Raw genomic sequence first — 21,514 nt, 5'->3', positions numbered from 1 at the left:
CTCCCCGGCGGTTCCGCGGTTGAATCCGCGTGGCGTTCGGTGCAGGCAGCCGGCGATGCGCGTGGACCTCTTCGATTTCGAGCTGCCGGAGACCAGCATCGCCCTGCGCCCGGCCGAGCCGCGCGACGCCGGGCGGATGCTCGTGGTCCGCCCGGGCGCGCCGTTGGCCGACCGGACCGTGCGCGACCTGCCCGACGCGCTCCGAGCCGGCGACGCCCTGGTTTTCAACGACACGCGGGTGATCCCCGCCCGGCTGAACGGCGTGCGCACCCGCCCTGGCGCGCCCGGTCAGCGCACGGAGGTGATGCTCCATCTGCGCGAGGCCCCCGACCGCTGGCGCGCCTTCGCGCGTCCGGCCAAGCGGCTCGCCGCGGGCGACGCGCTGCGCTTCGGCGCCCTGTCGGCGGCAGTTCTGGAGAAGGCCGAGGCCGGCGAGATCGTCCTGGCCTTCGACCGGGCCGGGCCCGAGCTCGATGCGGCCATCGCCGCGGAGGGCGCCCTGCCGTTGCCCCCCTACATCGCCGGCAAGCGCGCCACGGATGCCCGCGACGCCACGGATTACCAGACGGTCTACGCCCGCCATCCGGGGGCGGTGGCGGCCCCGACGGCCGGCCTGCACTTCTCCGACGCGCTGCTGGCCGATCTCGACGCCGCCGGTCTGCGGCGCCACCACGTCACGCTGCATGTCGGCGCCGGGACCTTCCTGCCGGTCAAGGCCGAGGACACCGAGGCGCACCGCATGCACGCGGAGATCGGCATCCTCGACGCCGCCACGGCCGAGGCCCTGAACGCCGCGCGGGCCGCGGGCGGCCGCGTCGTCGCGGTCGGGACCACGGCGCTGCGCCTGCTGGAGAGCGCGGCCCGGCCGGACGGGACGCTCGCGCCCTTCTCGGGACCGACCGAGATCTTCATCACGCCGGGCTACCGGTTCCGCGCGGTCGACGCCCTCGTGACCAACTTCCACCTGCCGCGCTCGACGCTGTTCATGCTGGTCTCGGCCTTCTCCGGCCTCGAGACGATGCGCGCGGCGTACGCGCACGCGATCGGCGCCGGGTATCGATTCTACTCCTACGGCGACGCCAGCCTGCTGTTCCCGGGCCCGCGCGCGGACACTCCATGACCGACAGCGCTTCCTTCCGCTTCGACCTGCTGGCCCGGGACGGCACCGCCCGCACCGGCGTGATCGCGACGCCGCGCGGCGAGATCCGGACTCCGGCCTTCATGCCGGTGGGCACCGCCGCGACCGTCAAGGCCATGTATCCCGGCCAGGTCCGCGACCTCGGCGCCGACGTGGTTCTGGGCAACACCTACCACCTGATGCTGCGCCCCGGCCCTGAGCGCATGGCCAGGCTCGGCGGCCTGCACCGCTTCATGAACTGGGACCGGCCGATCCTGACGGATTCCGGCGGCTTCCAGGTGATGTCGCTCTCCGCCCTGCGGAAGATCGACGAGCAGGGCGTGACCTTCCGCTCGCACATCGACGGCACTGCCCACCACATGAGCCCGGAGCGCTCCATCGAGATCCAGGGGCTGCTCGGCTCCGACATCCAGATGCAGCTCGACGAGTGCGTCCGCCTGCCGGCGGACCACGCGGCCATCGAGAAGGCCATGCACCTGTCCCTGCGCTGGGCCGAGCGCTGCCGCGTCGCGTTCGGCGAGCAGCCCGGGCGGGCCCTGTTCGGCATCGTCCAGGGCGGCGACGTGCCGTCCCTGCGCGTCGAGAGCGCCCGCGCGCTGACGGATCTCGATCTCAAGGGCTACGCGGTGGGCGGCCTCGCCGTGGGCGAGCCCCAGGCGGTCATGTTCGCCATGATCGAGACTGTGGAGCCGCACCTGCCGGCGGCGAAGCCCCGCTACCTGATGGGCGTCGGGACGCCGGACGACATCCTGGGCGCCGTCGCCCGGGGCATCGACATGTTCGACTGCGTGATGCCGACCCGCGCCGGCCGCCACGGCCTCGCCTACACGCGCCACGGACGGGTCAACCTGCGCAATGCGCGCCACGCCGAGGTCACCGCGCCGCTCGACGAGGCCTCGACCTGTCCGGCCGCGCGGGACTATTCACGGGCCTACCTGCATCACCTCGTGCGCTCGAACGAGATCCTCGGGATGATGCTGCTGACCTGGAACAACCTCGCCTACTACCAGGACCTGATGGCCGGCGCCCGCGCGGCGGTCCGGGACGGTCGCTACGCGGATTACTGCGCCGAGACCCGCGCGGGCTGGGCGAGCGCCGAGCGCGCCGCCGCCTGACCGGGCGTCACGGGTGCGCGAGCACCCGGTAGACGCCGTCCAGATCGTCGCGGCCGGTGGCGACGGCGCGCGCGAGGTCCGAGACGATGCGGGCCGCCACGGGCAGGCGGTAGTGCAGCGCGTCCCAGTAGTTCGCGTCCCGGGTCGTCAGCGGCGAGAACCGGCGGAAATCCACCACGACCGCGCCGCGCCGCTTCCCAATCATCGCGGCGCGCGCCTTGCAGGCTTCCTCGCGCCGGGCCGCCGCCGATCCCGGTGATCCCTGCGCCGCCGCGTGGACCGGCATGAAGGCTACGATCTTCAGGGCCTCGACGGGCACGCGGCCGAGGAGATTGTCCAGGCGGTCGAGGGCCGGCATCGGCGCATCGGGCGGTTCCGCGGACGTCGAATCGACGCGGCCGGCGCGGATGTGGGCCTGGGCGCGATCGAGATCGTAGCGCGCCTCCGGCGGTGTGAACACCGCGTAGCCGTCGCCGCGAATTCGCGCCTGCACCAGCCCGAGTTCGGCAAGCCCCGTACGGACGGCCGTCGTGACCGAGCGCAGGCTGACCTGCCGCAGGACGTCGCCGGGCGCCCGGTCCGCGTAGAGCCAGTCGGGGAAGGCGTTGGCGGTTCTGGCCGGCGGATCGGCGGCGCACCACGGGGCGTCGAGGCCGAACAGGACCGCGCGGACCGGCCGGCGGGCCAGGAACAGCGCGGCGAGGCGAGCCTGCTCGTCGGATGTCGCGGCATTCACCGCCAGATTGGCGAACCGGACATCGAAGGCCGCGTCCAGGGCCTGCGGGTCGAGCAGCCGCGCGGTCGAGGTGCCGAAGACCGCCGCGTCGAACGGTCCGCCGCGCGCGATCTGCGGATAAGAGAGTCGCTGATTGGCGTCCATGATCGGTCCCGGTGGATGCCCGGGTGCGGCCCGCAGACCGTAGGGGTCGACCGCGGCCACGAAGCCGACGAGCGCGACGCCCATGCCGGCGGTGCTGACGAGGAAGCTGCGCGCGAAGCCGACCCATCCCGCGGGTCGCCGACCGGCTCGGCTGTGTGAAGGCGGGTCCATCGGGCGGCTTCATACGCCCTTCCGTGACCTACGTCGCAAGCTACGTTCACCCGGCCACACTTCATCGAGACGGGGGGCGCACCGCCTGATCCATCCGCCGGGAGGCCGGCCGTTCGACTTGGGCGGATCGACAAACCGCGTGAACCGATCGACCGCGGCCCGTATAGACTCGCCGCGGCACCGTTCGGCAGGAGTGTGCGGTGTGGGGAGGCGGCATGACGTTCACGGCACACAACATCCGCCTCGCGGACGGGTCCGAGACCTTGCCCGAGGCGGGCTGGCTGATCGCCGACAGCCCTTGGACTCAGGCGGCGCTGCGCTCGCTCCGGCTGTTCTACGGGCACAGGCTGGCCGGCCGCTCGATCGTCGATCTGGGCTGCCTCGAGGGCGGGTACACGCTCGAATTCGCCCGCGCCGGGATGCGCGCCACCGGTGTCGAGGTGCGCCGCTCCAATTTCGAGAACTGCCTGCGGGTCAAGGATGGGGCGGGCGTCCCGGACCTCGCCTTCGTCAACGACGACGTGTGGAACCTCGGTGCCCACGGGCCCTTCGATGCCGCCTTCTGCTGCGGGCTGCTCTATCACCTCGACAGGCCGGCCGCCTTCATCCGCCTCATGGCCGAATGCGTGCGTGACGTGATCATCCTGCACACGCATTTCGCGACCGACGAGAACCAGACCCTGTTCCAGCTGTCGCCGCCGGCGGAGAACGAAGGCCTGCCCGGCCGCTGGATGCACGAGCACGATCTCGACGACACCAGCCAGCTCGAAGCGCACAAATGGACCTCTTGGAGCAACAAACGCTCCTTCTGGCCCACCAAGCCGGCCCTGATCCAGCTCCTGAAGGAGTGCGGCTTCGACATGGTCTACGAGCAGTACGACATGCTCGGGCGCGACATCCGCGGCTCGATGGAGAGCGGCTACTACCACCAGCAGGGTCGGAGCATGTTCGTGGCCATGCGGACCTGAGTGGCACCCGGGCGCACATAAAGTCAGAATTCACCATCCTCGAAGACTTAGGTTGATCGATTGAAGGCGGGTCTGGTCGGCAATGTGCGCTTAATACCTGTGGCAGATTAATCGCGACATCGGCCTTATTTCGCAAAGTTCCGCCGCCATGTCCGCGACGAGCCTCGCCCTCTGGGTGACCGCCATCCTGTTTCTGCTCGCCTGGCTGCATCTCCAGGCGCGCGTCGTGGAGCGGTGTCGCCGTTCGATCCGGCCGCAGATCGAGCGGCTGATCATCGAGAATCGGTGGATGGAACGCCATGCTCGGGATGCGGCCGCGTTCGAGGCGCTCTGGAATCGGGAACTGATCCGTCTGCACCGCGCCCATCTCTCGCGTCCACTCCGCACCGTCGTGCGGATCGGCAGCTTCCGACGATTGGTCCGGGCGGAGTTCGCGTCGATCCTGCCGGCCGAGATCGCGTCGTGGACCTTCGTCGACCGCGCCAGCTCCGCGCAAGCGAGCTACGAGGCGCTGATGCTGCGGTGCCTGAAGGCGGCGGGCTGGCGTCTGGACTACCAGGATCAGGAGCATTTCGTCCTCCTCCGGGCCCGGACTCGCGTCGTCGTGTGCCTGCGCTGGGCGGATCGCGACATCGCGTGCCTCCCGATCTCGGACGTCGCGGCGGCGGCGGAGCGCGCCGGATCGGCCACGGCGTGCGTGATGACCAACGGCCGGTTCAGCGGCGCGGCGCGCGCCTTGGCGGAGGAGCAGAACGTCCTGGCGCTGCACTGCTCGCAGATCGAGCTGCTGCTTCCCCGGGACAAGTCGACGGTCACGCCTCGCAGCGTCCGCGGGACCGGCCTCCGTCTCGCCGCCTGACCGCGCTCAGGATGCCCGTCGGGCGACGTGAGGGTGTGCCCCGCGAGAACGATGACATGCCCGAAAGCCGCGACCGTGGGAGACTCGCCTTCACACGCCCCGATCTGTCACACCGACGGGCTTACCGGCGCGCCTGTGGCTGTTAGGGAGAGTCGCGGTGCTCGCCAACGCATCGAGCGCCCCTGACCTTGCCCGCCCGGTCCGCCGTGGCGGGCACATTTTTTTTCCGCGATCGGGGCAACGCTCGCTTCACCATCCCGGGCAGACGCTGAGGCCGAATCGTGATCCGCGCCGTTGAGGCGCATGGACCAGTCCGCAGTGCCCAGAACGGACCACCCCGCGACCGATCAGGACGCCCTCGCCGAATTGCCGGCAGGCGATTTCATCAGGCGATGGCGGCAGATCACCGGCGAGCCGCCGGCCATTCTCCTGAACTCACGGTCCGAGATGATCGCGCTTCTCGTGGAGAGCGTGCCCATCGCGCCGCTGACGCCGCCAGACGGGGCACCCAGGACGGCGGAGGCCGAGGGCGTTCCGCCGCAGAACCGCGGCTCAGGTGGTCCCGACAGGCCGGGCTCTAAATAAGCCGCGTGCGAGGATCGCCGGGGGCGCCGCCGCGGATCGGGATGAATCGGTTGCGGCGCGCCTCGACGCCTTCGGACGTTCACCGATGGGCGCGTTCGCGCGGGTGCAGGATCTGGGGCACCGTTGCGCGGAATCGTCCGGACAGCCATGCCTCACCAGCGTGCGAGCGCGATGCGTCTCGCCGTGGGCGGCTTTCTGTTCTCACTGAGCTTGAGATCGCGGGAATTTTGGTCGGAGTGGCAGGATTTGAACCTGCGACCCCCACGTCCCGAACGTGGTGCGCTACCAGACTGCGCTACACTCCGAAGGCCGTCCCGCGTGTCCGCCAGGGCCGGCGAGCGGGTGTATAGCCGCGCCTTTCCCCCACCGCAAGCGCGGTGTTGCGCCTTTTCAGCCGAGATGATCGGGCCAGTCGTCCGAGAGATGGTGGCAGGTGATCTCCGCCTCCGCGGATCGGACCGCCACCGTGGCGACGTGGTCGCTCCCGCAATCGACTTCCGTCAGGCTCCACGGACCGTCCAGGTTCCAGGACTCGTCGGCAGAAGCCCGGAGAAGGCGCGGCGGTTCGGGGGGAACGCTGACGCTGAAGCGGTCGAGGGGTAGCGACAGGCCGCTCCCCAGCGCCTTCACCACCGCCTCCTTGCGGGTCCACAGACCGAAGAAGCGCCGCTCGACCGCGCTCCGCGGGGCCGCGGCCAGGGCCGAGACTTCGTCGGCGGCGAAATGCGCCGCCGCGATCCGCAGCGCGTCCGCGATCGGCCGCACGGCCTCGACATCGACGCCGATCGCCGCGTCGCGGGCGAGCCCGATCAGCGCGCGCGCGCCGGAATGGGAGAGGTTGAAGTCCGCGGCGGCGCGCGCCGCACCCGCGAGTTCCGGCTTGCCGCCGGCTCCGGCCGCGAGTTCCACGTCGGCCGGCGCGAGACCGAGCGCGTCGCCGAGGACCAGCCGCAGCGCGGCGTGGCTGGCGCGAAACCGGGCTCGATCCGCCGGGCGCAGGAACCGGTCCGCCCGCGCGCGCTCCGCGGCGTCGAGGACGGTATCGCACCGGTCGATCTGGTCCGGGGAAAGGGCGAGGTCGACGATCCAGACCTGCGCCGCGCTCACGCGACACCTCGCGGGGCGGGGGCGGGGGCGCTAGCGTCAGGGGAGCGAAGCGGCACGGGCGGCGATCCGATGGGGCGGGAATGAGCAGCATCGGATCGCCGCCCGTCTCCTGCAAGAAGCGCCGCGCGCGGTGACGCGGTCCCGCATCGATCGCCGTGTCATCCTCATGGGCAGACCGAGCCTCGGCCGGCGGTCCGTCCGCTACGGCGTGTTCTTCGCCACCTACCTCTACCAGGGCCTGATCGCGGGCTTCTCGCTGACCGCGCTCGCCAATCACCTCGCGGCGCAGGGCGTCCCGGCGACGGAGGTCGGGATGCACTTCGCCCTGGCGGGCCTGCCCTGGACGTTGCAGCCCGTGCTCTGGGGGCCCTGGGTGGACCGCGCCGGGGACACGCGGATGGGGCGGCGCAGGCCCTTCGCGGTCGCCGCGCTGGTCGGATGCCAGGCGACGCTGGCGCTCCTCCTCGTCGCCGGGGGCGATGCAGTCGGCGCGCTCGGCCTGGTCTTCCTCGTCCACAGCCTGTTCGCGTCGCTCCTCGACACCGCCTGCGACCGGATGATCATGGACCACGTCCCGGCCCGGGAGCTCGGCCGGGTCAGCGCCTGCACCCGCGCGGGCTTCGTGGCCGGAACGAGCCTCAGCGCCGCACTCTTCGGCTGGACGCTCGCGAGCTGGGGTTTCGCCGCGAGCGCCCGCTGGCTGCTCGCCCTCGCGATCGTCGCGAGCCTGCCGATGCTGCTGGTCCGCGAGGCGCCGACCGATCCGATCTGGTCGCTCGAGCGCCGCGGACCGGCGCCGCGGCGCGTCCCGTTCCGCCGCTTCCTGCGCCGGACGGCCGTCGCCCTGCGCCGTCCGCGCGCCCTGCGGCTGCTCGCCCTGTGCTTCGCCCTCGACGCGGCGCTCGGCCTGTTCGAGCTGCCGTTCTCGATCGACCTTCTCCAGCGGCAGGGCTGGGACGCCGCGAGCCTGTCGCGCCTCCAGGCGGTCCTGACCCTGGTGAGCGGCACGGCCGGTGCGGTCGCGGTCGGCCTCTGGTCGGACCGCGCGGGCGCGGCGTCGCCGCTGCGCGCCCTGCTCCTGGGCAGTGCCGTCACCTTCGTGCTGGCCGGGATCCTGATCGGCGCCGGCCTCCTCGGGTCCGCGGCGCCGGCGATCCTGGCGCTCACCAGCGTGCTGCCCGGCCTCCTGATCGTCTCCCTGATGCCGGCCCTCCTGGCGGCGAGCCGAGGCCGGCCGGGCGCGGCCACGCAGTTCGAGGTGTACATGGCGGCCATGAATCTCGGCTCGGTCGCTGGAACGGCGGTCGCGGGCTGGCTGGCCCCGATCCTGCCGCTGCAGGCGGTCGCCGCCCTCGTCGCCGCGACGTTCTTGGCGGCCTTCCGGATGGCGGGGCGCGGCGATCTGCTCGGCACCCGCCGGTGAGGGAATCGGGGACGGCGCGCCGCGACCGGCTCCCCGCCGGCCGCCGATGCGTTAGAACCCCGGCATGGCCGTCACGAAATCCGAACCGCTCGATCTCGACCTCACCGCCGAGGAAGCGCGCACCGAGTACGCGCGGCTGTCGGACGCGATCCTGGAGGCCGACCGCCTCTACTACCAGGAGGACGCGCCCGAGATATCGGATGCCGAGTACGACCGGCTGCGCCGCCGCCTGGAGGACATCGAGGCGCGCTTCCCGGATCTCGCCGGCACCGGCGCCGCCAGCACGTCGGTCGGCGCCAAGGCCTCGGAGAAGTTCGCCAAGGTGCGGCACGCCGTGCCCATGCTCTCGCTGGGCAACGCCTTCGACGACGCGGAGGTGGCCGAGTTCGTCGCGCGCGTGCGCCGCTTCCTCGGCTGGCCGGACGACGCCCCCCTCGCCTTCACGGCCGAGCCGAAGATCGACGGCCTGTCCCTGTCGCTGCGCTACGTGAACGGCCGGCTCGACACCGCCGCCACCCGCGGTGACGGCGAGGTCGGCGAGAACGTCACGGCCAATGCCCGCACGGTGCAGGACATCCCGGCGGTGCTCGCGGGGACCGGCTGGCCGGAGATCTGCGAGGTGCGCGGGGAGGTCTACCTGTCCCACGCCGACTTCGCCGCCATCAACGCCCGGCAGGAAGCGGCCGGCAAGCCGCTCTTCGCCAACCCGCGCAACGCCGCGGCCGGCAGCCTGCGCCAGCTCGATCCCGCGATCACCGCGTCCCGGCCGCTGCGCTTCTTCGCCTACGCCTGGGGCGAGCTGTCGGCGCCCATCGCCGACACGCAGTCCGGCGTGCTGGAACGCTTCGCGTCCTGGGGCCTGCCGGTCAATCCGCGCACCGAGACCTTCACCGACACGGAGGCGATGCTCGCCCATTACCGCGGCATCGAGGCGGACCGGGCCGGGCTCGGCTACGACATCGACGGCGTCGTCTACAAGGTCGACGACCTCGCGCTCCAGAAGCGGCTGGGCTTCGTCTCGCGCTCGCCCCGCTGGGCGCTCGCCCACAAATTCGCCGCCCAGGAAGCCACGACGGTCGTCGAGGACATCGTCATCAATGTCGGCCGCACCGGCTCGCTGAACCCGCTCGCCAAGCTCCGTCCGGTGACCGTCGGCGGCGTCGTGGTCTCGAACGCCACTCTCCACAACGAGGGCTACGTGAAGGGCGTCGGCGCCGACGGGGAGCCGATCCGCGACGGCCGCGACATCCGGGTCGGCGACACCGTGACGGTGGTCCGGGCCGGGGACGTCATCCCCAAGGTCATGGATGTCGACCTCACGAAGCGCCCGGCCGACTCGCGGCCCTACGCCTTCCCGGAGACCTGCCCGGCCTGCGGCAGCCGCGCCGTCCGCGCGATCAACCCGCGCACCGGCCGGCCCGACGCGGTGCGCCGCTGCACCGGCGGGCTGATCTGCCCGGCGCAGGGCGTCGAGCGGATGAAGCACTTCGTGTCGCGCAATGGCTTCGACATCGAGGGCTTCGGCGAGACCTATATCGAGGTCCTGTTCGAGGCCGGGCTCGTGCGCCAGCCCGCCGACCTGTTCCGCCTCGACTTCGCGGAACTCAAGGCCGCCGTGGTGGCGCGGCGCGAGGCGCTGTCGGCCGAGCGGCGCGCGGAGTCGGGGACGGCCGAGCCGCCCAAGAAGGCCGCCAAGAAGAAGGGCGACGAGGACGACAAGGCGATCCGGAACCTGCTCGCCGCCGTCGAGGCGCGGCGCGCCGTGCCGATGAACCGCCTGCTCTTCGCCCTCGGCATCCCGCAGATCGGAGAGGCGACCGCCAAGGCGCTGGCGAAGCGCTTCGCCGACATGCCGACGCTGATCGCGGCGATCCGCGAGGCCGCGGCGGCGCAGCCCGGCCCCGACTGGGTCGAGCTCACCGCCGTGCCGCGCGTCGGGGGCACCACCCGCGACCGGCTCCTCGACCTCGGCTTCCCGGAGGGCGACGCGGCACCGGCCAAGGAGCGGGCGCGCCTGAGCGCGGTCCAGCGCGACAACCTCCTCGCCCATTACGGCGACGTCGACGCGGTGCGCGCGGCGATCGCGCGGGCTGCGGCGCAGCGTCCCGGGGACGCCTACCGTGTCTTCGCCGACGACGGCGAGATCGGCCCGGTGGCGACCGACGCCCTGCTCCTGTTCTTCTCCGAGCCGCACAATGCCGACGCCGTCACGGCCCTCCTCGACGCGGTCGCGGTGCAGCCGATGGAGCGGGCCGCCGCGGCCTCCACCTTCGCAAGCAAGACCGTGGTCTTCACCGGCACCCTGGAGAAGATGACCCGCAACGAGGCCAAGGCGGTGGCCGAGCGCCTCGGTGCCAAGGTCTCGGGCTCGGTCTCGGCCAAGACCGACCTGGTCGTGGCCGGCCCCGGGGCGGGCTCGAAGCTGAAGGACGCGCAGAAGCACGGCGTCCGGGTCGTCTCGGAGGACGATTGGCTGGCGATGGTGGCGCAGGGTTGAAGCCCGAGTCCGGGCGGCCTAGACCTCTCGGGGAACACCCCGAGAACTTCCACCCGGCATGGCTGACCCTCGATGACGGTCCTGGCCCTCGACTTCGAGACGGCCAACGAGCGGCGTGACAGCGCCTGCGCGGTGGGTCTCGCCTGGATCGCGCAGGGCCGCGTCGTGCGCCGCGAGAGCCACCTGATCCGGCCGCCCGAGATGCGTTTCGCGCCGGGCAACATCCGGGTGCACGGCATCCTGCCGGCCGACGTCGCCGACAAGCCCGACTTCGCCGCCGTCATGGCGCCCTATCTCGGCGATCTCGGGCGCGGGCTGATCCTGGCGCACAACGCGAGCTTCGATATCGGCGTCCTGCGCGCCGGGCTGACGCGGGCGGGCCTGCCGGTCCCCGATCTCGCCTATCTCTGCACGGTCCAGGTGGCGCGCCGGGTCTTCCCGGCGCCGGAGGGCTGCGGGCTCGGCAAGGTCGCGCGGCGCCTCGGCATCCGCTTCGAGCACCACGACGCCGGCGAGGACGCCTTCGCCTGCGCGGAGATCGCGCTGGCCGCGATGCGCGAGCGGGCGGTCGCGGACGTGCACGCCCTCGCGGCCGCGCTCGGCCTCCCGGTCACGCGGGCGGTCGGCGGACCCGCCGTGCCGCGCCGCGCGCCGGGGGCGATCAGCGGCCGGGCCCTGGCGGCCTTCCCCGACGAGCCGGCGGCCCTGCGCTTCGCCATGCGCGGCTCGACCGGCAACCGCTACCACGTCAGCCTGGAGGAGCGGCCGGGCGGCCCGGAGCTGCGCTGCACCTGCACGGCCGGCCGCTACGGCATGCGCTGCCGCCACGTGAAGGCACTGGAGGTCGGCGACATCACCGACCTGCTCTCGGACAATGCCGGCGACGTCGTCCTCCTCGCCCGCATGCTCGGCGCGAAGACCCGCGTCGCGGGCGCGGCCTGACCGGTCTCAGGCCGCGTCGAGGCAGGCGCGGAAGGCCGAGACGGCGCGGTCGATGTCGGCCGGCGCGATGTGCCGGTGCGTGACGAGCCGCAGCCGCCGCGCGCCGAGCGGGCGCGTGCGGATGCCGGCCGCGTCGAGATCGGCCACCCAGCGCGCGCTGTCCCGCCCGGTCCGAGAGAGGTCGACCTGCACGATGTTGGTCTGCGGCGCGTTCGCCGCGAGGCCCGGCAGGGCGTTCAGCCCGTCGCTCAGCTGCCGAGCCCGGTCGTGGTCCTCGGCGAGACGCGCGCCCATGGCGTTGATCGCCTCGAGGCCGGCGGCCGCCACGATGCCTACCTGCCGCTGCGTCCCGCCGATCATCTTCCGCAGGCGCCGTGCCGCCGCGATCACCGGTTCGTCGCCGGCGAGCACGGCGCCGACCGGGGCGCTGAGGCCCTTCGAGAGGCACAGAGACACGGTGTCGACATGGGCCGCGAGGTCCGCCGGCGCGACCCCGAGATGGGTCGCGGCATTGAACAGGCGGGCCCCGTCCAGATGGACCTTCATGCCGCGCGCGCGACCGATCTCCGCGACCGCCGCCATATGGTCCGGCGGCAGCACGGTGCCGCCGGCGGCGTTGTGCGAGGTCTCCAGCGCGATCATGGCCGTCCGTAGCGGGCTCGCACCCGGCCGGAGGGCGTCCTCCAGCCGGTCGAGGTCCATGGCGCCGTCGGTCCCGGCGATCCCGTGCAGGAACGCCCCGGTCAGGGTGGCGGCCCCGCGCTCGGTGTGGAGCATGTGGGCCTGGGCCTCGAGCAGGACCTGCTCGCTGCGCTGAACCTGGGCCAGGATCGCCAGCAGGTTGCCCATCGTGCAGCTCGGCACGAACAGGGCAGCCGCCTTTCCGAGCATCGCGGCGGCGGTCTCCTCCAGCGCGCGGGCGGTCGGGTCGGCGTCGAGCCCGTCGTCGCCCAGAGGGGCGGACCGCATCCGGGCGTACATCGCCTCGGTCGGCCGCGTGACGGTGTCGCTCCGCAGGTCGACGACGGACAGTGCGTCCGTGGCTTCGCCGTGATCGTCTCGCATGTCGGTCTCGCCGCCCTATCGGTACGCGGCCTCGTCACCGGAATCGGTCGGGTTGGCCAGGGCCCGCTTGAGCACGTCGCTCATCGGCAACTCCAGGTTGATACCCTTCGGCGGGATCGGCTGCTCGAAATACTTGCCGTAGAGCCGCGCCACGGTCCCGTCCCGGATCAGCTCGACCACCGCCTTGTCGACCGCAGCCTTGAAGGCCGCGTCGTCCTTCGGCTCCAGGATCCCGTAGGGGGCGAATTCCAGGCCCTTGGTGCCGATCTTGTAATCGGCCGGCCGCTTGGCGCCCGCCACCGTGGCGTGGGCCAGGGCGTCGTCGTTGATGGCGCCCGCCGCGCGGCCGGTCTCCACGAGCAGGAACACCTCGGCGGTGTCCTTGGCCGGCATCACCTGGATGTCGAGCTTGTCGCGGACGTTGATCCGGGTGGCGACGCGCTGAGTCTCGCCGCCGGCCTGGGCCGAGATGGCCTTGCCGCGGAACGACGCGATGTCGTCGACATCCACCGGCGTGTCCTTCTTGGCCACCAGCACCACCTGCGCCACGAAGGTGGTCGGCGCGAACGAGACCAGCTTGTGCCGCTCGGGCAGGTTGCTGGCGGTGCCGCATTCCAGGTCGATCGTGCCGTTGTTGATCAACGGGATCCGGGTCGCCGACATCACCGGCACGTGGCGCACCTCGAGCTTGGGCAGGCCGAGCGCGGCCTTGAGCCTCTGCGCGACGTGCTCACATATCTCCAGCGAATAGCCCACCGGCTTGGCGTTCTGGTCGAGGAAGCCGAAGGGCGGCGACGCGTCCGGGAAGCCGAGGCTGATCTGTCCGGTCGCGCGGATCTTGTCGAGACGCCCCTCGGCGACCGATGGCGCGGCGAGCCCGGCCCAGCACAGAGTGGCCAACAGAAGCGGCAGCGTCCTCGACACGATCCGAACCCCCTCGCTATGTCTGAACCGGCGAAGCGCCCGGCCGCCCCGACAGGGACTCGGCCCGAAGCTTTGCCGACTGATCCTAGGAGCGGCCGCGCGCGGGCGTCCAATGCCGATTCACCTGCCGAGCATACGGATCTGATATGGCCGAGCGGCGCATGACCTTCCGGCACATCGAGGCCTTCCGGGCCGTGGTGGCCACCGGCTCCATGACCGAGGCGAGCCGCCGGCTCCACACCTCGCAGCCGCAGGTCAGCCGGCTGATCGCCCAGCTGGAGGCGATCACCGGCCTGCCCCTGTTCGACCGGAGCGGGAGCCGGGTCGTTCCCTCCCTCGACGGGACGCGGTTCCACGCGGAGGTCGAGCGCGCCTTCGTGGGCCTCACGAGCCTGGAATCGGCGGCCGCGCGGATCCGCGCCTTCGGGGCGGAGCGGCTGCGGGTGGCGGCGATGCCGCGGCTCGCGGGCGGGCTCCTCGCGCGGGCGGTCGTGCGCTTCCGCGCCGCGCATCCGGACGTGATCGTGGCGATCCATTCCGGCGACGACGAGACCGTGAACCACTGGCTCGCCACCGGCTCCTGCGACGCCGCGCTGACGATGCTGTACGGCGACGCCCCGGAGGCGCGCGCCGAGCATGTCGAGACGCGCGCCTGCGTCGCCGTCCTGCCGCGGGACCATGCCCTCGCCGCGCGGGCCGCGCTCGCGCCCGCGGACTTTCACGGCGTGCCCTTCGTCGCCGCGTCGCTCGGGAGCGCCCTGCGCGGCCGGACCGAGGCCATCTTCGAGGCGGCCGGCATCGGCCTGGCCATCACCGCCGAGGCCGGCCTCGGCGCCTCGATCTGCACCCTCGTCTCGGCCGGGCTCGGGGTCAGCGTGATGAACCCGCTGGCCGCCCACGAGGAGGCGAAGGTCTCGCCGATCGCGATCCGGCCCTTCGCCCCCGCCCTCCCGGTGCATTTCGCGCTGCTGTTTCCCCCGGACCACGCCCGGGGGCGGCTGATGCGGGCCTTCGGTGCCTGCGCGCGGACGGTCCTGCTGGAGGAGCTCGCCCAGCTGCCGGACGCCGCGATCGGGCGCCCGGCCGCCTCTGCTCAGGCGGCGCGCTTCTCGGCGCCGGCGTAGAAGGTGCCCCCGCGCTCGGCCATCGCGGCCAGGTTGTCGGGCACGCGGAACCGGGGCCCGTGCTTGGCCTCGAGGGCCCGCGCGAGGTCGACGAAGGCCGCCGCGCCCATGAAGTCGATGTACGACAGGGTCCCCCCGGTGAACGGCGCGAAGCCGAAGCCGAGGATCGAGCCGACATCGGCCTCGCGCGGATCGGTGACCACGCCCTCGCCGACCGTGCGGGCGGCCTCCAGCGCCTGGACCACCAGGAGCCGCTGCTTCAGCTCGGTGAAGTCGACGGCGTCGGGGTCGAGGCGGTTCGGCTGCAGGTCCTTCAGGCCGGGCCAGAGGCGCTTCGGCGCGCCCTCGGGGTAGTCGTAGAAGCCCTTGCGGTTCTTGCGGCCGAGCCGGCCCTGGTTCTCGACCATCTCGGCGAGGATCGCCTTCTGCGCCGGGTCGACGGCGCCCTGCCCGACCTGCGCCTCGGTGGCCTTGGCGATCTTGAGCACGAGGTCGAGGGCGACCTCGTCGTTGAGCGACAGCGGCCCGACCGGCATGCCCGCCTGGCGGCCGGCACTCTCGATCATCGCCGGCGGCACGCCCTCGAAGAGCATCTTGTGGCCTTCGAGGATGTAGGCGCCGACGCAGCGGTTGGCGAAGAAGCCGCGGGCGTCGTTGACGACGATCGGGGTCTTCTTGATCAGCCGCACGTAGTCGAGGGCGGTGGCGAGCGCCGCGTCCCCGGTCGCCTCGCCCTTGATGATCTCGACGAGCATCATCTTCTCCACGGGCGAGAAGAAGTGGATGCCGACGAACTGCGCGGGCCGCTGCGAGGCTTTGGCGAGGCCGGTGATCGGCAGGGTCGAGGTGTTGGACGCGAAGATCGCGTCGGGGCGGATCACGGCCTCGACCTTCTGGATCACCTCGGCCTTCACCCGCGGATCCTCGAAGACGGCCTCGATCACGAGGTCGCATTCGGCGAGCGCGCCGTAATCCGCCGTGGCCTGGATCCGGCCGAGCAGCGCCTCCCGGTCGGCGGTCTTGGCCCGGCCCTTGTTGATCTGGCCGGTGATGAGCGTGTGGGCGTAGGCCTTGCCCTTCTCGGCCGCCTCGACCGACTGGTCGACCAGAACCACCTCGATCCCGGCCTGGGCGGTGACGTAGGCGACGCCCGCGCCCATGAAGCCGGCGCCGATCACGCCGACCTTGCGCAGGTTCGTGGCCGGCACGTCCTTGGGACGGCGCGCGCCCTTGTTCAGCTCGCCCATGGAGATGAACAGCGTGCGGATCATCGCCGCCGCCTCGGTCGAGCGCAGGATATGCGCGAAGTACCGGCTCTCGACCCGCAGGGCGAGGTCCATCGGCAGCTGCAGGCCCTCGTACACGGAGGCCAGGATCGCCTTGGCGGCCGGGTAATTGTCGTGCGTCTCGCGGCGGTAGATGGCGTTGGCCGGCGGCCAGATCATCATGCCGGCCGGCGAGTAGACCTTGCCGGACGGCGCCTTGAACTTCGGCACGTCCCAGGGTGCCACCGCCGAGCCGCCGTCGCGGATCCAGGCCTTGGCGCGCTCGACGATCTCGGCCTGCGGCGCCACCGCGTGGATCAGCCCCATGCCCTTGGCCATGGGCGCGCGGATCTGCTCGCCCTTGAACAGCATCTGGAGGGCGTCGCCGGTCTGCATCAGGCGGGCGACGCGCTGCGTGCCGCCGCCGCCCGGGAACAGGCCGACCTTGATCTCCGGCAGGCCGACCCGGGTCTTCCCGTCGTCCGAGGCGACCCGGTGGTGGCACGACAGCGCCAGCTCGAAGGCGCCGCCCAGGCACAGGCCCTGGATCGCCGCCGCGAAGGGCTTGCCGCAGGTCTCGAGCCGCCGGAACAGCAGCGACAGGCGCCGGGACGCCTCGAAGAAGTGGCGCATCGCCACCTCCTCGCCCTGCTCGGCCTTCAGCTGCTCGTAGGCCCGGCCGAGGCCCTGGAGCATGGTGAGGTCGGCGCCGCCGGAGAAATTGTCCTTGCCGGTGGCGATGACGCAGCCCTTGATCGCCGGATCGGACGCGACCTGCTCGATGATCTGCTCGAGCTGGTCCATCACGCCCTCGGTGATCACGTTCATCGAGCGGCCGGGCATGTCCCAGGTCGCCAGAGCGATGCCGTCGGGATCGGTCTCGAAGCGGAAATCGGTCAGCGTCACGGTGCCGTCCTCCCAGGAAGCGTTAGCGAAGTACCAAGGTTGTGACGTTAAGGTTGCGTAGAGCGGCGGCATCCACGGTCGGCCGGTCGGGGGGCACCGACGGAAGCCATACATGACGAAGGATATCGGCTGCCGCGCCTGCCGCGCCGGCACCAAACTCGACTTCGACTTCACGATGGCCTTCCAGCCGATCCTCGACCTCGCGGATGACACCGTCTGGGCCTACGAGGCGCTGGTGCGCGGCCCGAAGGGCGAGCCGGCCTACTCGATCCTCGACCGGGTGACCGACGAGACCCGCTACCAGTTCGACCAGGCCGCCCGCGTCAAGGCGATCGAGCTCGCCGGCACGCTGTTTCCCCGCGACAGCACCACCCGGCTGTCGATCAACTTCATGCCCAACGCGGTCTACGAGCCGAACGCCTGCATCCGCGCCTCGCTCGAGGCCGCGCGGCGCATCGACTTCGCCCACCGGCGCATCATGTTCGAGTTCACCGAGCAGGAGCGCTTCCGGGACATCGAGCACGTCAAGGGCATCGTGGCCGCCTACCGGAAGCAGGGATTCCTGACGGCGCTCGACGATTTCGGCGCCGGATTCGCGGGCCTGAGCCTGCTCGCCAATTTCCGCCCCGACCTGATCAAGATCGACATGGACGTGCTGCGCGGCCTCGACAGCGACGCCGGGCGCTACGCCATCGTCTCGGGCGTGGTCGCCATCGCCCGTGCCCTCGACGTGACGGTGCTCGCCGAAGGCGTGGAGACCGCGGCGGAACTCGACGCCCTGCGGAGTATCGGGATCACCCTCGTGCAGGGCTACCACTTCGCCAAGCCCCTTCTGGAGGGGCTGCCCGCGGTCGCGGGCTTCGCCCCCACGGCTGCCGCGCGCGCAGCCTGACGCCGGACCGACGCGCGCGGCCTTCATCGGCTACTTCGGTGCCGGGGTCGGAGCCGCGGCCGGCGGAACCGGCGGCATCGGCGGGGTGCCGGGCTTCGGGCCGTTGTCGGTCGCCGCGGCCACCGCCAGCATGTTGAGCAGCTTGGTGACGGAGTTCTGCGAGATGGCCGTCACCGACGAGTTCGGGTCGGCGTTCATCGTCTGGAACTTGAGGTAGGTCGGGTCCGAGTAGATCTCGTCGAGGTGCTTCAGCTCGGCGAGGCTGAACTTCTCGGCGTAGTCCTTCGACAGCCCCTGGACCATGAGGGTCCGCTGCTTCTCGAACTCGTCCAGCAGCTCCTTGCGCACGGCCTCGGCGCGGGCCTCCGGCATCGGCGCCACGGTCTTCTCCAGGGCGACGTTGAACCCGGTCTGGAGGTTCTTGATCAAGGTCTTGTTGACGAGGTTCGTAGCCGCGGCGACGCGGTCCGCGGCCTCATCGGCGCGGGCGGCCACCGGCAGGCTCAGGGTGACGCCCAGACAGAGCGTCGCAATCAGGCGGTTCAAGGGCTTGTCTCCCGTTGTTTTATCGTCCGGACCGCGAAAGGGCCGAGCGTCGCCCGGGCCTCTAGCAGCGTTCCCGGACTTTGGGGAGCGGCGCCGCGCCGCTCCCGGGCACGCGGCGGTTCAAACCCGCTCGATGATGGTGGCGGTGCCCATGCCGGCACCGATGCACAGCGTGATCAGCGCGCGCTCCTTGCCGGTCCGCTCCAGCTCGTCGAGCGCGGTGCCGAGGATCATCGCACCGGTGGCGCCGAGCGGGTGGCCGAGCGCGATGGCCCCGCCGTTCACGTTGACCGCCTCCGGGTCGAGGTCGAAGGCCTGGCAGAAGCGCAGGACCACCGCGGCGAAAGCCTCGTTGACCTCGAACAGGTCGATGTCCGACAGCCTCAGGCCCGACTTCGCCAGAACCTTGCGGGTGACATCCACCGGCCCGGTGAGCATGAGGGCGGGGTCCGACCCGATATTGGCGAAGGCGCGGATCCGGCCGCGCGGGCGCAGGCCCGCGGCCTCGCCGGCCGCCCGGGAACCGATCAGCACGGCGGCCGCGCCGTCGACGATGCCGGAGGAGTTGCCGGCGTGGTGGACGTGCTCGACCGTCTCGACGTCCGGATGCGCGTCCGTCGCCACGGCGTCGAAGCCGCCCATCTGGCCCATCTGCACGAAGGACGCCTTGAGCGCGGCGAGCGACTGCATGTCGGTGCCCGGGCGCATGTGCTCGTCGCGATCGAGGAGCGTGATGCCGTTCACGTCGCGGACCGGGACCACGGAGCGGTCGAACAGGCCCTCGCTCCACGACTTCGCGGCGCGCTCCTGCGAGCGCACCGCGTAGGCGTCGCACGCGTCCCGGTTGAAGCCGTACTTGGTGGCGATCAGGTCGGCGGAGACGCCCTGCGGCATGAAGTAGGACTTGATGGCGATCGCCGGGTCGACCGGCCAGGCGCCGCCGGAGGCGCCGATGCCGATGCGGCTCATCGATTCGACCCCGCCGCCCACCGCCATCTCGTGCTGGCCGCTCATGACCTGCGCGGCCGCGAAGTTCACCGCGTCGAGGCCGGAGGCGCAGAAGCGGTTGATCTGCACGCCCGGAACGTGGGCGCCGTAATCCGCCACCAGGGCGGCGGCGCGGGCGATGTCGCCCCCCGCCTCCCCCACCGGATCGACACAGCCCAGCACCACGTCGTCGACGAGGCCCGTGTCGAGCCCGTTGCGGTCCTTGAGGGCGCGGAGCGCGGTCTCGGCGAGCCGCAGGGCGGTGACTTCGTGGAGGGAGCCGTCCGCCTTGCCGCGCCCGCGCGGCGTGCGAACGTGGTCGTAGATGAAGGCGTCCGTCATCAGCACTCCCCCGGGGCGTCGATCTTCGCCGGTCGGCGACGCGGCCTTACAGGGCCGTCTCGGTTCGCGCCAGTCTGCCACGCCGCGCGCGCCCTCGGCCAGCCCCGAAAGCGGGGAGCCGGCGAAGGGCGCGTGACAGCGGCGGTGATTTGGACGTGCAGGTCCGGGGTCGGTGAGATCAGCCGGGCGCAGGGCCCCTCCCCGCGCCCGCCCCGGACCGAACCTGCTCCGGCAAGAGCAGGCTCATCCCGGGCGCGATGCGGGGAAGCTCGCGCGTTCGACTAGTCCTGAAGCATCCGCTTCAGCAGCTCGACTTCATCGCCGAGCACCGAATCTTCGCCGATCTGCTTCTCGATCTTGCGCACGGCGTGCAGCACCGTGGTGTGATCGCGCCCTCCGAACCGGCGGCCGATCTCCGGCAGCGAGCGCAGCGTCAGGACCTTCGACAGGTACATGGCGATCTGGCGCGGCTTCACCACCGCGGCGGTGCGCCGTTCCGACAGGATGTCGGACCGCGAGACGTTGTAGCGCGAGGCGACCAGCTTCTGGATGTCCTCGATCTTGATCCGCTTCGGCTCGCGGTTCTTCACGAGGTCGCGGATCGCGCTCTCGGCCGTCTCCATCGTCACGGCGGTGCCGGTGAGCGTGGCGTGGGCCAGCAGGCGGTTGACCGCGCCCTCGAGGTCGCGGCCGTTGGCGGTGATCGCGCGGGCCACGTAGGCCGCCACCTGCGGCGAGACGTCGAAGCCCGGATGCGCGGCCCGCACGGCGGCGAGTCGCGCCGACAGGATCGAGACGCGCAGGGCCTCGTCGAGGGCCGTGATCTCGACCACGAGGCCGCCGCCGAGCCGCGAGCGCACCCGCTCGTCCAGGGCCTCCAGCTCGGTCGGGGGCCGGTCGGAGGCGACGACGACCTGACGGCCGGCATCGATGAGCGCGTTGATCGTGTGGCCGAACTCGGCCTGGATCGACTTGCCCTGGATGAACTGGACGTCGTCGAGGATCAGCAGGTCGATGCCCCGCAGCCGCTCCTTGTAGGCGAGCGCCGACTGGGTCTTCAGGGCGTTGACGAAGCCGTACATGAACCGGTCGGCGGTCAGGTAGATCACCCGGCGGCCGGCCTCGCGGGCGGCGTGGCCGATCCCGTGCAGCAGGTGGGTCTTGCCCAGCCCGACGCCCGCGTGGAGGTAGAGCGGGTTGTAGAGCGCGCCCTCGCCTTGATGATTGGCGACCCGCTCGGCGGCCGCGTGCGCCAGGGCGTTGGAGCGCCCGATCACGAAGCTCGCGAAGGTCAGCCGCGCGTCGAGCGGCGTGCCGCTGAGGTCGCCCCCGGCCTCGGCGCCGCGCGCCTCGGGCGTCGGCGCGACCGCGGCGACCGGCATCGGCGCGCTGGTCGCGTGGAGGCGGGCGAGCGGGCCGCTGGCCGGGCCGGGCTTGGAAACCCCGGCGGCGACCGGACGGACAGGAGCCCCGGTCCCGCGCACGCCGACCTCGATCCGCGCGATCTCCTCGACCTCGGCCTTGAAGGTGTTGAGCACCCGGTCGAGGTAGTGCGACTCGATCCAGCTCTTGAGGAAGCGGGTCGGAACCGTCAGGCGGGCCGTCCCGCCGGCGACGGCCTCCAGCTCTAGGCGGGCGAACCAGCTCGCGAACACGTCCTCGCCGAGCTCGGCCCGCAGCCGGCGCTTCACCCGGGCCCAGGCAGACCCGTAATCCGTGTTGCCGCCGCCGTTGCGGCCCCCGTCGTCGTCGCTCGCCACCGTTCCGTCGACACGCAT

General features: G+C 71.9%; 17 protein-coding genes and 1 tRNA gene. 9 read left to right on the top strand and 9 right to left on the bottom strand.

What is annotated here, in order from left to right:
• Window positions 1-55: 55 nt before the first annotated feature.
• Complete coding sequence (queA, locus tag LOK46_RS00090; protein ID WP_273561911.1) at window positions 56-1,120, top strand: tRNA preQ1(34) S-adenosylmethionine ribosyltransferase-isomerase QueA; 1,065 nt, start codon at window positions 56-58, stop codon at window positions 1,118-1,120.
• Window positions 1,117-2,253, top strand: a complete 1,137-nt coding sequence (tgt, locus tag LOK46_RS00085) for a tRNA guanosine(34) transglycosylase Tgt (protein ID WP_273561910.1) — start codon at window positions 1,117-1,119, stop codon at window positions 2,251-2,253. Before queA ends, tgt begins: the two co-directional genes overlap by 4 nt.
• 7 nt (window positions 2,254-2,260) lie before the next feature.
• Here the strand turns inward: tgt and LOK46_RS00080 are convergent, their stop codons facing one another.
• On the bottom strand, window positions 2,261-3,304 hold the full coding sequence (locus LOK46_RS00080; RefSeq protein WP_273561909.1) for a hypothetical protein: 1,044 nt from the start codon (window positions 3,302-3,304) through the stop codon (window positions 2,261-2,263).
• A 215-nt stretch (window positions 3,305-3,519) separates the two neighbouring features.
• Between LOK46_RS00080 and LOK46_RS00075 the strand changes: the two genes are divergently transcribed.
• Both LOK46_RS00075 and LOK46_RS00070 read left to right on the top strand, forming a co-directional pair.
• Window positions 3,520-4,272, top strand: coding sequence for a class I SAM-dependent methyltransferase (locus LOK46_RS00075; RefSeq protein WP_273561908.1), 753 nt, complete (start codon window positions 3,520-3,522; stop codon window positions 4,270-4,272).
• Window positions 4,273-4,447: 175 nt separating this feature from the next.
• Window positions 4,448-5,131 (top strand): restriction endonuclease, encoded by a 684-nt coding sequence (locus tag LOK46_RS00070; protein ID WP_273561907.1) that lies wholly within the window; start codon window positions 4,448-4,450, stop codon window positions 5,129-5,131.
• A gap of 813 nt (window positions 5,132-5,944) precedes the next feature.
• Here LOK46_RS00070 and LOK46_RS00065 read toward each other — a convergent pair.
• Both LOK46_RS00065 and LOK46_RS00060 read right to left on the bottom strand, forming a co-directional pair.
• Window positions 5,945-6,021: transfer RNA gene (locus tag LOK46_RS00065), tRNA-Pro, on the bottom strand.
• Window positions 6,022-6,106: 85 nt separating this feature from the next.
• Complete coding sequence (locus tag LOK46_RS00060) at window positions 6,107-6,823, bottom strand: 4'-phosphopantetheinyl transferase family protein (protein ID WP_273561906.1); 717 nt, start codon at window positions 6,821-6,823, stop codon at window positions 6,107-6,109.
• Between the two features lie 166 nt (window positions 6,824-6,989).
• Here LOK46_RS00060 and LOK46_RS00055 point away from each other — a divergent pair, with 166 nt between their 5' ends.
• From LOK46_RS00055 to LOK46_RS00045, 3 genes are all read left to right on the top strand, one after another.
• The gene (locus LOK46_RS00055; protein WP_273561905.1) at window positions 6,990-8,246 is read left to right on the top strand and encodes an MFS transporter; all 1,257 of its coding nucleotides are present in this window, start codon (window positions 6,990-6,992) and stop codon (window positions 8,244-8,246) included.
• 64 nt (window positions 8,247-8,310) lie between these two features.
• The gene (gene ligA, locus LOK46_RS00050) at window positions 8,311-10,743 is read left to right on the top strand and encodes an NAD-dependent DNA ligase LigA (RefSeq protein ID WP_273561904.1); all 2,433 of its coding nucleotides are present in this window, start codon (window positions 8,311-8,313) and stop codon (window positions 10,741-10,743) included.
• A gap of 72 nt (window positions 10,744-10,815) precedes the next feature.
• Window positions 10,816-11,685 carry a 3'-5' exonuclease gene (locus LOK46_RS00045; protein WP_273561903.1) on the top strand — a complete coding sequence of 290 codons (870 nt, stop codon included), beginning with the start codon at window positions 10,816-10,818 and terminating at the stop codon, window positions 11,683-11,685.
• 6 nt (window positions 11,686-11,691) lie between these two features.
• On the opposite strand, the gene LOK46_RS00040 is transcribed toward LOK46_RS00045, so the two are convergent.
• Together LOK46_RS00040 and LOK46_RS00035 are read right to left on the bottom strand one after the other, a co-directional pair.
• On the bottom strand, window positions 11,692-12,750 hold the full coding sequence (locus LOK46_RS00040) for a threonine aldolase family protein (RefSeq protein WP_273561902.1): 1,059 nt from the start codon (window positions 12,748-12,750) through the stop codon (window positions 11,692-11,694).
• A 15-nt stretch (window positions 12,751-12,765) separates the two neighbouring features.
• Window positions 12,766-13,674 (bottom strand): amino acid ABC transporter substrate-binding protein, encoded by a 909-nt coding sequence (locus tag LOK46_RS00035; RefSeq protein WP_273561901.1) that lies wholly within the window; start codon window positions 13,672-13,674, stop codon window positions 12,766-12,768.
• 161 nt (window positions 13,675-13,835) lie between these two features.
• On the opposite strand from LOK46_RS00035, the gene LOK46_RS00030 reads away from it, so the two are divergent.
• Entirely contained in the window at window positions 13,836-14,798 is a 963-nt protein-coding gene (locus tag LOK46_RS00030; RefSeq protein WP_273561900.1) for a LysR substrate-binding domain-containing protein, read from the top strand.
• Here the strand turns inward: LOK46_RS00030 and LOK46_RS00025 are convergent.
• Window positions 14,768-16,969 (bottom strand): 3-hydroxyacyl-CoA dehydrogenase NAD-binding domain-containing protein, encoded by a 2,202-nt coding sequence (locus LOK46_RS00025; RefSeq protein WP_273561899.1) that lies wholly within the window; start codon window positions 16,967-16,969, stop codon window positions 14,768-14,770. The genes LOK46_RS00030 and LOK46_RS00025 overlap by 31 nt on opposite strands.
• 112 nt (window positions 16,970-17,081) lie before the next feature.
• Between LOK46_RS00025 and LOK46_RS00020 the strand changes: the two genes are divergently transcribed.
• Complete coding sequence (locus LOK46_RS00020) at window positions 17,082-17,861, top strand: EAL domain-containing protein (RefSeq protein WP_273561898.1); 780 nt, start codon at window positions 17,082-17,084, stop codon at window positions 17,859-17,861.
• A 30-nt stretch (window positions 17,862-17,891) separates the two neighbouring features.
• Here the strand turns inward: LOK46_RS00020 and LOK46_RS00015 are convergent, their stop codons facing one another.
• From LOK46_RS00015 to dnaA, 3 genes are all read right to left on the bottom strand, one after another.
• A complete protein-coding gene (locus LOK46_RS00015) occupies window positions 17,892-18,407 on the bottom strand; it encodes a hypothetical protein (RefSeq protein ID WP_273561897.1) in 516 nt (171 codons plus the stop codon).
• 120 nt (window positions 18,408-18,527) lie between these two features.
• Window positions 18,528-19,736 (bottom strand): acetyl-CoA C-acetyltransferase, encoded by a 1,209-nt coding sequence (locus tag LOK46_RS00010; protein WP_273561896.1) that lies wholly within the window; start codon window positions 19,734-19,736, stop codon window positions 18,528-18,530.
• Between the two features lie 281 nt (window positions 19,737-20,017).
• Window positions 20,018-21,514, bottom strand: a complete 1,497-nt coding sequence (dnaA, locus tag LOK46_RS00005; RefSeq protein WP_273561895.1) for a chromosomal replication initiator protein DnaA — start codon at window positions 21,512-21,514, stop codon at window positions 20,018-20,020.

The sequence above is a fragment of the Methylobacterium sp. NMS14P genome, from assembly GCF_028583545.1.
Lineage (GTDB): Bacteria > Pseudomonadota > Alphaproteobacteria > Rhizobiales > Beijerinckiaceae > Methylobacterium.
The sequence above is the reverse complement of the archived record's forward strand: the minus strand, read 5'-3'. Positions and strand labels throughout refer to the sequence as shown.